This is a genomic window from Pseudomonas sp. NFACC04-2 (assembly GCF_900119265.1).
Lineage (GTDB): Bacteria > Pseudomonadota > Gammaproteobacteria > Pseudomonadales > Pseudomonadaceae > Aquipseudomonas > Aquipseudomonas fluorescens_AA.
Window position 1 is genome coordinate 110,179 of record NZ_FPJC01000010.1, and the last position, 12,490, is coordinate 122,668.

The 12,490-nt window shown below is 62.3% G+C and carries 12 protein-coding genes; 2 read left to right on the top strand and 10 right to left on the bottom strand.

Annotated elements, in window-relative coordinates; all coding sequences use genetic code 11:
- Nucleotides 1-131: 131 nt before the first annotated feature.
- Nucleotides 132-1,760: a glucan biosynthesis protein D gene (locus tag BT125_RS15345; RefSeq protein WP_060739047.1), complete on the bottom strand. Its 1,629-nt coding sequence runs from the start codon at nt 1,758-1,760 to the stop codon at nt 132-134.
- 362 nt (nt 1,761-2,122) lie between these two features.
- On the opposite strand from BT125_RS15345, the gene BT125_RS15350 reads away from it, so the two are divergent.
- Complete coding sequence (locus BT125_RS15350; protein WP_003198116.1) at nt 2,123-2,308, top strand: hypothetical protein; 186 nt, start codon at nt 2,123-2,125, stop codon at nt 2,306-2,308.
- Between the two features lie 44 nt (nt 2,309-2,352).
- Here BT125_RS15350 and BT125_RS15355 read toward each other — a convergent pair whose 3' ends face one another.
- From BT125_RS15355 to BT125_RS15395, 9 genes are all read right to left on the bottom strand, one after another.
- Nucleotides 2,353-2,652, bottom strand: a complete 300-nt coding sequence (locus tag BT125_RS15355) for a type II toxin-antitoxin system RelE/ParE family toxin (protein WP_063322817.1) — start codon at nt 2,650-2,652, stop codon at nt 2,353-2,355.
- The gene (locus BT125_RS15360; protein ID WP_072408180.1) at nt 2,615-2,878 is read right to left on the bottom strand and encodes a CopG family ribbon-helix-helix protein; all 264 of its coding nucleotides are present in this window, start codon (nt 2,876-2,878) and stop codon (nt 2,615-2,617) included. Before BT125_RS15360 ends, BT125_RS15355 begins: the two co-directional genes overlap by 38 nt.
- Nucleotides 2,879-3,024: 146 nt before the next feature.
- Nucleotides 3,025-4,449, bottom strand: a complete 1,425-nt coding sequence (locus BT125_RS15365) for a gamma-aminobutyraldehyde dehydrogenase (RefSeq protein WP_072408182.1) — start codon at nt 4,447-4,449, stop codon at nt 3,025-3,027.
- Between the two features lie 147 nt (nt 4,450-4,596).
- Nucleotides 4,597-5,415 (bottom strand): ABC transporter permease, encoded by an 819-nt coding sequence (locus tag BT125_RS15370; RefSeq protein WP_072408184.1) that lies wholly within the window; start codon nt 5,413-5,415, stop codon nt 4,597-4,599.
- The gene (locus BT125_RS15375) at nt 5,405-6,352 is read right to left on the bottom strand and encodes an ABC transporter permease (protein ID WP_072408186.1); all 948 of its coding nucleotides are present in this window, start codon (nt 6,350-6,352) and stop codon (nt 5,405-5,407) included. The genes BT125_RS15370 and BT125_RS15375 overlap by 11 nt, the downstream gene beginning before the upstream one ends.
- A 1-nt stretch (nt 6,353) precedes the next feature.
- On the bottom strand, nt 6,354-7,391 hold the full coding sequence (locus BT125_RS15380) for an ABC transporter ATP-binding protein (RefSeq protein ID WP_072408188.1): 1,038 nt from the start codon (nt 7,389-7,391) through the stop codon (nt 6,354-6,356).
- 226 nt (nt 7,392-7,617) lie between these two features.
- On the bottom strand, nt 7,618-8,769 hold the full coding sequence (ydcS, locus tag BT125_RS15385; protein ID WP_072408190.1) for a putative ABC transporter substrate-binding protein YdcS: 1,152 nt from the start codon (nt 8,767-8,769) through the stop codon (nt 7,618-7,620).
- A gap of 90 nt (nt 8,770-8,859) precedes the next feature.
- Nucleotides 8,860-10,317 carry a gamma-aminobutyraldehyde dehydrogenase gene (locus BT125_RS15390; RefSeq protein ID WP_072408192.1) on the bottom strand — a complete coding sequence of 486 codons (1,458 nt, stop codon included), beginning with the start codon at nt 10,315-10,317 and terminating at the stop codon, nt 8,860-8,862.
- 205 nt (nt 10,318-10,522) lie between these two features.
- On the bottom strand, nt 10,523-11,437 hold the full coding sequence (locus BT125_RS15395; protein ID WP_072408194.1) for a LysR family transcriptional regulator: 915 nt from the start codon (nt 11,435-11,437) through the stop codon (nt 10,523-10,525).
- 183 nt (nt 11,438-11,620) lie between these two features.
- On the opposite strand from BT125_RS15395, the gene BT125_RS15400 reads away from it, so the two are divergent.
- Entirely contained in the window at nt 11,621-12,331 is a 711-nt protein-coding gene (locus tag BT125_RS15400) for a tellurite resistance TerB family protein (RefSeq protein WP_072408196.1), read from the top strand.
- Nucleotides 12,332-12,490 lie beyond the last annotated feature (159 nt).

A 12,490-nucleotide genomic window follows, 5' to 3' on the forward strand; every position in this document is an offset into this window, starting at 1 on the left:
TTTCATCTCTGAAATCGCTGGTGCTTATGCTGCCGTCTTCGCGAGCAAGCCCGCTCCCACAGGGTAGAACATCAATCTACTGTGGGAGCGAGTTTGCTCGCGATAGGGCCAGCCCAGACACCCGATCACTGTCAGGGATACTTGCGCTTATCCGGCGCAGGCGGGAAGTACTGGTACAACCAGGTCTCGCTCAAGGTGCGGTCCTTGGTGCGAATGAACAGGCGCATCTGCACCGGGTCCACCCGGTCGTCGGTCGGGTACCAGTCGAAGGTAATGCGGTAGCCCTTGATCGCATCGAGCACCAACACATTGAAGTCCTTCACTTCGCCGTGGGAGCAGGTCACCACCGGTTCGATGCCGGTGCCCGGCGGCAATTGGTCGAGGCCGCCGCCGCTGAAGTCCACGGCGAAACGACGTGCCCAGACGGTCGGGTAATGCTCGCCCGGTGCCCAGCCTTCGATAAAACCGCCCATGCCTGAACGGGTGGCGTCGACGTGGGCCAGGTCGGTGCTGACCGGCGGCAGCGCGCTCCAGTAGAGCTTGTAGCCATAGTTCAGCGAATCACCGGCGGCCACCGGTTTTTTCGGCGTCCAGAACGCGACGATGTTGTCCAGGGTCTCTCCGGTGGTAGGAATTTCCAGCAGGTCCACCGAGCCTTCGCCCCACGCCGTCGTCGGTTCGACCCAAAGGCTTGGGCGTTTGCTGTACCAATCCACGGTGTCCTGGTAACTGGCGAAGTCGTGGTCAGTCTGCACCAGGCCGAAACCTTTCGGATTGTTGTCGGCGAAGGCATTGAATTGCAGCGTGGCAGGGTTGTTCAACGGACGGCAGACCCACTCGCCGTTGCCGCGCCACATGGCCAGCCGGTCGGAGTCGTGGATTTGCGGGTGAATGGTGTCGCACATGCGCCGTTCGACGGTGCCGCAACTGAACATGCTGGTCATGGGGGCGATCCCCAGTTGCTCGATGGCGGTACGGGCATTGATGTGGGCATCGATTTCCATCACCACCCGGGTCGGCTGGCAATCGATGTCGAACCGATAGGCACCGGTGGCGCTGGGGGAGTCGAGCAGGGCGTAGACCACGAAACGGGTGCTGTTCTTGTCCGGGGTTTCGAACCAGAACTTGGTGAAATCCGGGAATTCCTCGCGCTTCTTGGCGTAGGTGTCAATGGCCAAGCCCCGGGCCGACAGCCCGTACTGGCCGCTGGCATCCACGGCGCGGAAATAGCTGGCCCCCAGGAACGAAACGATGTCGTGCCGATCCAGCTCCGGCGCCTTGAAGACACGAAAGCCGGCGAAGCCCAGGTCACCCGTCAGTTGCGAGGTGTTGACCGTGGTTTTCTCATAGTTGAACAGTTCCGGACGGAAGTGCACCTCACGGGCCATACGCGTCTTCGGATCGACGCTGTACATGCGCACCGGCTGCTTGAAGCCCATGCCGACGTGGAAGAACTGTGCGTCCAGTTGCCGCCCTTCCAGGTCATTCCATAACGAGTGGTTGACGTCGTATTGGATGGCGTTGAACTGCAGCGGCGACATTTGCGCCAGGGTGGGTGGCAGGACTTGCTTGGTGTCGACGTAGCGGCTCTCGGCCAGCCTCCGGGCCTGATCCTTCAAACCGTTGAAATCGAAGGGACGGGCTTCGCCGTCGGCAGTCTGATCGGCGGCCCAGGCGCGTGCGGCCATGAGCCCTGAAGCCGACAGCCCGGTGTAGGCGGCGAAGGCCATGGAGGCCTTGAGCAGATTCCTGCGGTGCATAAATACAACCTTTCTCGAAACAATCCCGCGCCGATCCTGGCGACAGAGATTGGTAAATGAGTTCGGACATGCCTTTGGCCAAACGCGACGAACGTTAGAACAGATGCCTGAGAGCTGGATCGGTTCACCGAGGCGCAAAATCATAGGGGAAATAGGGGTTTTGAGAGAAAGGAAAGCGTGGCTTGGTCAAATTTTCTTACAGTTATTTCTTTTTTTAGGTCGATTCCAATTTTTTTTGACTAATTACTCTAAAACTCCCTTTCCACGCTTTGAATCCTCCCTATTCTTTTAGCGTGATAGACGAGCTAACCCGGGTTCAGATGGCGCTATCAGGTCAACCTCGACGTAAAGAAGGACAACTCATGACAAAAATACAGGGCATTACCGAAATGCTGGGGATCTTTCCAGGCCTGACCAACCCGCGCAGGACACGCCGGCTCAGCCTTGAAGAATTGAGGCTGGTGGAGCGCTATCGGGAGTTGTCGGAAAACGACCGCATCGCCATGCGCTATCTGGTGGATGCGATGAGGAGTGTTTCGCGGTTTTGAAGCGTGGCGCAGGTGAGCGGTCGGGGCAGGCGCGCCGGCCGACATCACTCCACCGACCAGTCCTGGGGACGTTCGGTGCGCTGGTGCAGTATCCGCAGGACTTGCAGTTGTCCCTGCTCGAGCCGGTACGGGGCAACGAACGGGTACCGTGTCAGCACCAGCTCTCGAATATCGGGAACGACCGAAGGACGGCCCGAGCCGGGAAAGCGTTGCAGTTGGCGCAATGTCTCCAGGATGGCGAGGATGACCTCATCGGCGCCTTCTGCGCCGATAGCGCTTTGGTAATGTTCGTGGATCGAGTCGAGGTCACTTTGTGCTTTGTCGGTCAGTACGATGCTCGGCACGCTTTGCCCACTTAGCCTTCACGGCGTCCAGATCGGTCAGATTTCCAGCGTCGGCATCGGCCATGCCTTCGCTGATGGCTTGCAGATGCCAGGATTCGGCTTCCACATATCGAACCAGTGCACGCTTGAGGTGATATTGGCGGTCGCGGTCGGTGGCGGCAGCCAGCAAGTCCAGCTGTTGGGCCAGACCTTCTTCCACACGAAAGGACAAAACGGGCGAGGCCATGGCTGATCTCCAAGGTGTATACGTTGTAGACACCCTAGGTGCTGCCAGGATTTCCGTCAACCGGCGGGCGTGCACCGATCGACGAAAACCTTAGCAGGACGAACGCCGGGCAGGCGCGAGCATGTGTTGCCAACGTTGTCTTGTCGTCAATGCTTGAACATCACATGCCGCACCACCGTGTAGTCTTCCAGCCCATACATGGACATGTCCTTGCCATAGCCGGAACGTTTCTGACCGCCATGGGGCATTTCACTGACGAGCATGAAGTGGGTGTTCACCCAGGTGCAGCCATATTGCAGGCGTGCCGACAGGCGATGGGCACGGCCGACGTCGCTGGTCCAGACCGATGAAGCCAGGCCGTAGTCCGAGTCGTTGGCCCAGGCCAGCACTTGTGCTTCGTCAAGGAACGGGGTGACGGACACCACCGGTCCGAAGACTTCCCGGCGGACGATTTCGTCATCCTGCTGGGCGTCGGCCAGCACCGTCGGTTCGAAGAAGAACCCGTTGCCGTCCACCGCCTTGCCACCGGTGACCAGGCGGATATGCGGCTGGGCGATGGCCCGCTCGACGAAAGCGGCCACGCGGTCGCGGTGCTGGGCAGTGATCAGCGGGCCCATTTCGGTGTCGGATGCGGTTTGCAGGCCGTACTTGATGCTGCCCACCGCGGCGCCGAGTTTCTCGACGAACTGCTCGTAGATGCCTTGCTGGGCATAGATGCGGCAGGCGGCGGTGCAGTCCTGGCCGGCGTTGTAGAAACCGAAGGTGCGGATGCCCTCCACGGCCGCGTCGATGTCGGCATCGTCGAAGATGATCACCGGAGCTTTGCCGCCCAGTTCCATGTGCATGCGCTTGACGCTGTCGGACGTGCTGGAAATGATGTTCGAACCGGTGGCGATGGAGCCGGTCAGCGACACCATGCGCACTTTCGGGTGGGTGACCAGCGGGTTGCCGACGGTCTGCCCACGGCCGAAGATCACGTTGAGCACGCCGGCCGGGAAAATCTCCGACGCCAGTTCCGCCAGGCGCAGCGCCGTCAGCGGGGTTTGCTCCGATGGCTTGAGCACCACGGTATTGCCGGCGGCCAGGGCCGGGGCGATTTTCCAGGCGACCATCATCAGCGGGTAGTTCCATGGCGCGATGGAGGCGATGACGCCCACCGGGTCGCGACGGATCATCGAAGTGTGCCCCGGCAGGTACTCGCCGCCCGCCGAACCGCTCATGCAGCGGCTGGCACCGGCAAAGAAGCGGAACACGTCGGCAATCGCCGGGATCTCGTCGTTCAGCGCGGCGCTCAAGGGTTTGCCGCAGTTGTCCGACTCCAGCTTCGCCAGTTCTTCGCCGTGGGCTTCGATGGCGTCGGCCAGCTTGAGCAGCAACAGGGAACGGTCCTTGGGCGCAACCTGCGACCAGCTGTCGAAGGCGCTGTCGGCCGCACGCACGGCGGCATCGACCTGGGCTTCGCTGGCCTCGTTGATTTCCACCAGCACTCGCCCCAGCGAGGGGTTAAACACGGCCTGGCCGGGGCCTTCGCCGTCTACCAGGTGGCCGTTGATCAGCAGTTTGGTTTGCATGTCCAAGTCCTCTTGAGTTTTGTTTGTTGTCTGGGTGGGAGCGGGCTTGCTCGCGAATGCGGTATGTCATCCAATATTTGCACCGCCTGACACGCCGCTTTCGCGAGCAAGCCCGCTCCCACAGGAGATCCGGTTCCACCGTGACATTTATTTCCCGCCGCTACCGGCCACGCTCTCACCCCCGCGGGTCAGGTAATACGCGCCCAATATCGGCAACATCGTGACCATCATCACCAGCATCGCCACCACGTTGGTCACCGGCACGTCACGCGGGCGGCTGAGCTGGTTGAGCAGCCACAGTGGCAGGGTGCGTTCGTGGCCAGCGGTGAAGGTAGTGACGATGATTTCGTCGAACGACAGCGCGAAGGCCAGCATCCCACCGGCCAGCAGTGCCGACCCCAGGTTGGGCAGGATGATGTAGCGAAAGGTCTGCCAGCCGTCGGCGCCCAGGTCCATCGACGCTTCGATCAGGTTGTGGGAGGTGCGGCGCAGGCGGGCGATCACGTTGTTGTAGACAATCACCACGCAGAAGGTGGCGTGACCGACGACGATGGTGAACATCCCCGGTTCGATGCCCAGGGTCTTGAAGGTCGCCAGCAGGGCAATGCCGGTGATGATCCCCGGCAAGGCAATCGGCAGGATCAGCATCAGCGAAATGCCCTGTTTGCCGAAGAAGTCGCGGCGGTACAGTGCCGCCGAAGCCAGGGTGCCGAGCACCATGGCGATCAGCGTGGCGATGGCCGCGACCTGCAACGACAGCTTGATCGCCTCCAGCACATCCGGGCGCGAGAAGGCGACGCTGAACCACTTCAGGGTCAGGCCCTTGGGGGGGAAGCTGAAGGCGGCGTCCTCGGTGTTGAAGGCGTAGAGGAAGATGATCAGGATCGGGAAATGCAGGAACACCAGCCCGCCCCACGCCGCGATCCGCAAGCCCCACGAGGCTCGGTCTTGAGAGTCAGAGCGCATCGAAAGCTCCCAGTCGCTTGACGATGGATAGATAGACCGCGATCAGCACGATAGGCACCAGCGTGAACGCCGCGGCCATGGGCATGTTGCCGATGGCGCCTTGCTGGGCGTAGACCATGCTGCCGACGAAGTAACCCGGCGGGCCCACCAACTGGGGCACGATGAAATCCCCCAGGGTCAGCGAGAAGGTGAAGATCGAGCCGGCGGCAATGCCCGGGATCGACAGCGGCAGGATCACCTGCGTGAACGTCTGGCGTGGCCTGGCGCCCAGGTCCGCCGAGGCTTGCAGCAGCGATGGCGGCAGGCGCTCCAGGGACGCCTGGATCGGCAGGATCATGAACGGCAGCCAGATGTAGACGAACACCAGGAAACGCCCCAGATGTGAGGTGGACAAGGTGCTGCCACCCACGCCCGGGATCCCCAGCACGAACTGCAACACCGGCCCCAGGCCCAGGTGCTGGACGAACCACTGCGCCACGCCGCCCTTGGCCAGCAGCAGCGTCCAGGCATAGGCCTTGACGATGTAGCTGGCCCACATCGGCAGCATCACCGCGATGTAGAAAAACGCCTTGGTCTTGCCGCGGGTGTAGCGCGCCATGTAGTAGGCGATCGGGAAGGCGACGATGGCGCTGGCGATGGACACCGCAATCGCCATGCTCAGGGTGCGCAAAATGATGTCGAAGTTCGAGGGCTGGAACAGCGCCGCGAAGTTCGCCAGCGTCAGGTCCGGCGTGACCGCCATGGTGAAGTCATCGAACGTGTAGAAACCTTGCCACAGCAACGTCAACAGCGAGCCGAGGTAGATCGCGCCGAACCAGAGCAGCGGCGGCACCAGCAACATCGACAGGTACAGGTTGGGCCGTCGGTACAGCAGGTTGGCAAAGCGCCGCAGCGGCGAACCGGGCGCAGGCGCTTGGGTGATGGCCAGGGTGTTCATCTCACACCTCGCCACTGACGGTGTCGTGCAGCGCGACCATCGCCTCACGGGCCCAGCGAACGCTGAGGGGCTGGCCGGTCTGGTGCTGGGCTGCGTTGTCGAGCCATTGGGTGTTGGCCTGGCTGAGGTTCAGGGTCTGGCCGTTGGCAAGTTTCAACTCGTAGCGTGTGGCGTTGCCCTGGTACTGGATGTCGTGCAGCAGGCCGTGGACCTCGATCTCACCGCTGGCCAACGGGCCCTCGGCGAAACGCACGTGTTCCGGGCGGATCGAGAACGGCTGTGGATAACCGCTGAGTTCCCGGGCCAGTTCGCCACGAATCACGTTGGAGGTGCCGACGAATTCGGCGACGAAGGTGGTCGCCGGTTTCATGTACAGGTTGCGTGGGGTGTCGACCTGTTCGATGCGCCCTTTGTTGAACACCGCCACGCGGTCGGACATCGACAGCGCTTCGGTCTGGTCGTGGGTGACGAAAATGAAGGTGATGCCCAACTGGCGTTGCAGCTTCTTCAACTCGCCCTGCATCTGTTCACGCAGCTTCAGGTCCAGGGCGCCCAAGGGTTCATCGAGCAACAACACCCGCGGACGGTTGACCAGCGCCCGGGCCAGGGCCACGCGTTGGCGCTGGCCGCCGGAGAGCTGCACCGGCTTGCGTTCGCCATAGCCACCCAAGGCCACCATCTCCAGGGCTTCGTTGGCGCGCTGGATGCGCTCGGCCTTGGCGACGCCTTTTACTTTCAAGCCGTAGGCCACGTTGTCGCGCACGTTCATGTGGGGGAAGAGGGCGTAATCCTGGAAAACGGTGTTCACGTCCCGCTGGTACGGCGCGAGCCCGGTGGCTTCTTCGCCGTGGATACGAATCGAGCCGGCACTGGGTTGCTCGAACCCGGCGATCAGCCGCAGGCAGGTGGTCTTGCCTGAGCCGGACGGGCCTAGCATGGAAAAGAACTCGCCGTCCTGGATATCAATGGAGACCCGGTCAACGGCTTTCACATCGCCGAACTGACGGGATACCTGGGTGAATTGGACTGCAAGCGTCATGGTGCGGGGCTCCAAAAAGCGGGGCGGGTATGAAATATCAACCTTGGAACGCGGTCCCGTGGCGAGGGAGCTTGCTCCCGCTGGGTGGCGCAGCCACCCCAAGACCAGCCGATGCGGTGGGTCAGGTAACATCGCGTCGATCTGTTTGGGCGTGCTTCGCACGCCAGCGGGAGCAAGCTCCCTCGCCACAGGGTTAACCATGTTCCCCCAAACAGGTTAATGCGATTTAGCGCCCACCCATGATCGCAATGTAGTCCTGGGTCCAGCGGCTGTATGGCACGAACTTGCCGCCCTCGGCCTGTGGGGTTTTCCAGAAGGCGATCTTGTCGAACTGATCGAAGCCGTTGGTCTTGCAGCCTTCGGCGCCCAGCAGTTCGCTGCCCTTGCACGCGGCCGGCACCGCAGGCAGGGAACCGAACCACGCGGCCACGTCCCCTTGGACTTTCGGTTGCAGCGACCAGTCCATCCATTTGTACGCGCAGTTGGGATGCTTGGCCTCGGCGTGGAGCATCGTCGTATCGGCCCAGCCGGTGGCGCCTTCTTTCGGAATGGTCGAGGCGATCGGTTGCTTCTCGTTCATCAGGCCGTTGACCTGATACGGCCAGGCACCGGACGCCACCACGCCTTCGTTCTTGAAGTCGCTCATCTGCACGGTAGTGTCGTGCCAGTAGCGGTGGATCAACGGCTGCTGAGCCCTCAGCAATTCCAGCACGGCCTTGTATTGCGCTTCGTCGAGCTGGTACGGGTCCTTGATGCCCAGCTCAGGCTTGGCGGTCTTGAGGTACAGGGCCGCGTCGGCGATGTAGATCGGGCCGTCGTAGGCTTGCACGCGCCCCTTGTTCGGCTTGCCGTCGGGCAGGTCCTGGGCGTTGAACAGCACGCTCCAACTGGTGGGCGCCTGCTTGAACACGTCGGTGTTGTACATCAGCACATTCGGGCCCCATTGGTACGGGGTGCCATAGGTCTGCTGGTTGACCACGTACCACGGCGCATCCTTCAGGCGCGGGTCGAGATTCTTCCAGTTGGCGATCAGCGCGGTGTTGATCGGCTGCACGCGCTTGCCGGCAATCAGCCGCAACGAGGCGTCGCCGGAGGCGGTGACCAGGTCATAGCCGCCCTTGGTCATCAGGCTGACCATTTCGTCGGACATGGCGGCGGTTTTCACATTGACCTTGCAGCCGGTTTCCTTCTCGAAACCGCTGACCCAGTCGTAGGCCTTGTCGCTTTCGCCGCGTTCGATGTAACCCGGCCAGGCAACGATATCCAGTTGGCCTTCGCCGGCACCGACGGCCTTGAGCGGTTCGGCGGCCTGGAGGCTGACGCTGGTCAGCAGCGCCGTGGTGAGTGCACTGAGCAATACGGTCTTGTGCGCGTACATGGAAATCCCTCTTGCTTTAATTATGGTCGGGGCAGTGTTCGAAGCGGGTGAAACGCCATGGCTGGCCTGTTATTAGAGTAGTGCTATTGGCTACAGATGCTGGCCGTGGCGGGCCATGATGTGGCGCACCACGCTGTAGTCCTGGAGCGAATCGCTGGACAGGTCCTTCCCGTAACCCGAACGTTTCAGGCCGCCGTGGGGCATTTCGCTGACCAGCATGAAATGGCTGTTGATCCAGGTGCAGCCGTATTGCAGCCGCGCCGCCACCTGCATGGCCTTGTCCAGGTTCTGCGTCCACACCGAGGAGGCCAGGCCGTATTCGGAGTCGTTGGCCCAGTCCACCGCCTGGCTGAGTTCGTCGAAACGGGTCACGGTGACGACCGGGCCGAACACCTCGCGCTGGACGATTTCATCGCTTTGCTTGCAGCCGGCCAGCAGCGTGGGTTGGTAATAGAAACCGGCGCCGGAATGCACCGCCGCGCCAGTGATGCGTTCGATGTGCGGCTGGCCGAGGGCGCGCTCGACGAAACTGGCCACGCGGTCGCGCTGGCGGGTGCTGATCAGCGGGCCGATCTCATTGTCGGCGTCGCGCCTGCCGGCAAAGCGCAGGCTGCTGACCGCTGCGCCGAGCTCGGCCACCAGGCGGTCGTGAATCCCGTCCTGGGCGTAGATCCGGCAGGCTGCGGTGCAATCCTGCCCGGCGTTGTAATAGCCGTAGGTGCGCACGCCTTCGACCACGGCCTGGATGTCGGCGTCGTTGCACACGATCACTGGCGCCTTGCCGCCCAATTCCAGGTGCGTGCGCTTGAGGGTTTTCGCCGCCGCCTGGAGGATCTTCTGCCCGGTGACGATGTCGCCGGTCAGCGAGACCATGCGCACTTTCGGGTGGCTGACCAGATGGCTGCCCACACCTTCGCCGCCCCCGCAAATGATATTGATGACGCCTCGCGGCAGGATCTTGGCCAGTGCCGGCGCCAGGGCCAGGATCGACAGCGGCGTGTGTTCCGAGGGCTTGAACACCAGGGTATTGCCGGCGGCCAGGGCTGGGGCGATTTTCCAGGCGGCCATCATGATCGGGTAATTCCACGGCGCAATGGACGCCACTACGCCGATCGGGTCGCGGCGCACCATGCTGGTGTAGCCGGGCAGGTATTCGCCACTGAGCTGGCCGGTCTGGCAGCGCACGGCGCCGGCGAAGAAACGAAAGACATCCACCGTAGTGCTCAGGTCATCCTGGCGCGCCAGATGCAGCGGCTTGCCGCAGTTCAGGGATTCGAGGCGGGCCAGCTCATCGGCGTTCTTTTCGATGGCGCTGGCGATGTCCAGCAACAGGTTCGAGCGTTGTTGCGGCGTGGTGCGCGCCCAGCCGTCGAAGGCGCGATGGGCGGCGAGGATCGCGGCTTCCACCTGTTCGGTGCTGGCCTCGGCGATGTGAGCCATCACCTCACCGGTGGCCGGGTTGAGGATCGGCTCGACAAGGCCTTCACCGGCAACGAGCTCTCCGTCGATCAGCAACGCGGTGCACAACGGGGTTTGCGTGCCAGTCATGTCCGATTTCTCTTTTTATATCGGTTGAAACACAGAACCTGTGGGAGCGAGCTTGCTCGCGATGACGGTCTATCCGTCGACAAATGCTTTGCTGACACTCCGCCATCGCGAGCAAGCTCGCTCCCACAAGGGGTCGTGGTGATGCAGCAAGACTAGTGCTCAGCCTCAAGGCCGACAAATTCGAAATACTCAAGGCTGCATTCGATTAAGTAGATGGCTTGCGCCCGCCATGGGGTTGTTCCCGGGCGACGGCCAGGAACGGGTCGACCGACGCCGGTCGCGCCGTGCCCCGGCGCCAGGCCAGGCCTACGTCGAGGGTCTGGTTGAGGTCTGCGATCGGTCGGGCTTCGATGATGTCGCCTTCCAGCGACCAGGGCCGGTAAGTCATGTCCGGCTGGATCGACACGCCCAATCCCGCCGCCACCAGGCTGCGCACCGCTTCGGTCGAGGCGGTGCGCAGGGTGATCCTCGGTTGCAGGCCGGCGCCGCGCCACAGGCGTTGGGCGTTGCGGTCCATTTCATCGACGTTCAGCTGGATCAGCGGTTCGCGGGCCACGTCGGCCAGGTTGATGCTGTCGTGTTCCAGCAACGGGTGCTGTGCCGGCAACCACAAGCGGTGTGGCGAATGGGTCAGGACTTCGGTCTGCAAGGCGTGGCGGTCTTCCAGGTTGGACAGGATCAGCACCCCGACATCGATTTCGCCGCTGACCAGCAAATGCTCGATGTACGGCCGTTCGTCCTCCATCACGCGGATCTCCACGTTGGGATAGGCACGCTGGAAACGGGTGAGCAGGTCGGCCAAGTAATAGCCGGCGACCAGGCTGGTGACGCCAATGGTGACTTGGCCGGCCACCTGATCGGTGCTTTGTTGCAGGCTGCGCTTGGCGTTTTCGACGGTGGCCAGGATCAAATGGGCCTGGCGCAGGAATTGATGGCCCTGATGGGTCAGGGTCATGCCCTTGGCATGGCGGCTGAACAGGCTGACGCCGATGTCCTGCTCCAGTTGCTGGATTGCCAAGGTCAGGGTGGACTGGGAAATGAAGGCGGTTTGCGCGGCGGCGGAGATAGAGCCGGTTTCGGCCACGGCGATGAAGTGGCGGATCTGGCGCAGGGTCATCATGGGCGTGTATCCGGTGGGTGATTTTATCGATGTGCTGGAGTGTATATCGTTTTTTTTGAAAGGTAGTTGAGTGTGTCTTCGGATGAGCTAGGCAACATCTGGAAGCAATCTTGCCTGCGGCGTCAGGGCACTTTCGATCTAGGCTGGGGGCCTTACGTTGACCCGACAATGTGGAGGCAACAAATGAACACCCGTGGATTGCTCGATCAGCTTCTCAAGTCCGGCCAGGAAATGTTGCAGAACAAGGCTGGCGGCTCACAGGGCAAGCCGTCCGGCGGCCTGGGCGGGTTGCTCGGCGGCTCCGGCAACCTGGGCGGGATGCTTTCCGGTGCGGGCGGCGGGGCCCTGGCCGCTGGGGCCATGGGCCTGTTGCTGGGCAACAAGAAAGCTCGCAGCTTCGGTGGCAAGGCCCTGGCCTACGGTGGCCTGGCTGCCTTGGGCGTGATCGCCTACAAAGCCTATGGCAATTGGCAGGCCCAACAGGGCACCGCGCCGAAAACCGAACCGCAGACCCTCGACCGCGTGCCCCCGGCTCAGGTTGAACAGCATAGCCAGGCGATCCTCAAGGCCCTGGTGGCGGCGGCCAAGGCCGACGGTCATGTGGACGAGCGGGAGCGGCAGTTGATCGAAGGTGAATTCACCAAGCTCGACAACGACCAGGAGCTGCAACACTGGCTGCACGCCGAACTCAACAAACCCCTGGACCCCACCGACGTCGCCCGCGCCGCCAGCACCCCGGAAATAGCCGCGGAAATGTACATCGCCAGTGTGATGCTGGTGGACGAGGAAAACTTCATGGAGAAGTCCTACCTCGACGAACTGGCGCGCCAACTCAAGCTGGAGCCGGGGTTGAAGGTTGAACTGGAAAAACAGGTGCGCCAGGCGACTGCCTAAAACAGTCCCAATGCTATTCCCTGTGGGAGCGAGCTTGCTCGCGATGCGCCCGGTCAGTCACAGCGTTTTTGACTGATACATCGCTATCGCGAGCAAGCTCGCTCCCACAGGGACGCACTCCATTGCGAGCCTCGGCCTGGTCAAAATCCTCCCACGCCG

Coding starts and splice junctions, on each gene's coding strand:
- BT125_RS15375 (WP_072408186.1), bottom strand. CDS start 6,352: ATGAACACCCTGGCCATCACCCAAGCGCCTGCGCCCGGTTCGCCGCTG.
- ydcS (WP_072408190.1), bottom strand. CDS start 8,769: ATGTACGCGCACAAGACCGTATTGCTCAGTGCACTCACCACGGCGCTG.
- BT125_RS15395 (WP_072408194.1), bottom strand. CDS start 11,437: ATGATGACCCTGCGCCAGATCCGCCACTTCATCGCCGTGGCCGAAACC.
- BT125_RS15370 (WP_072408184.1), bottom strand. CDS start 5,415: ATGCGCTCTGACTCTCAAGACCGAGCCTCGTGGGGCTTGCGGATCGCG.
- BT125_RS15390 (WP_072408192.1), bottom strand. CDS start 10,317: ATGACTGGCACGCAAACCCCGTTGTGCACCGCGTTGCTGATCGACGGA.
- BT125_RS15400 (WP_072408196.1), top strand. CDS start 11,621: ATGAACACCCGTGGATTGCTCGATCAGCTTCTCAAGTCCGGCCAGGAA.
- BT125_RS15350 (WP_003198116.1), top strand. CDS start 2,123: ATGACAAAAATACAGGGCATTACCGAAATGCTGGGGATCTTTCCAGGC.
- BT125_RS15380 (WP_072408188.1), bottom strand. CDS start 7,391: ATGACGCTTGCAGTCCAATTCACCCAGGTATCCCGTCAGTTCGGCGAT.
- BT125_RS15360 (WP_072408180.1), bottom strand. CDS start 2,878: ATGGCCTCGCCCGTTTTGTCCTTTCGTGTGGAAGAAGGTCTGGCCCAA.
- BT125_RS15365 (WP_072408182.1), bottom strand. CDS start 4,449: ATGCAAACCAAACTGCTGATCAACGGCCACCTGGTAGACGGCGAAGGC.
- BT125_RS15345 (WP_060739047.1), bottom strand. CDS start 1,760: ATGCACCGCAGGAATCTGCTCAAGGCCTCCATGGCCTTCGCCGCCTAC.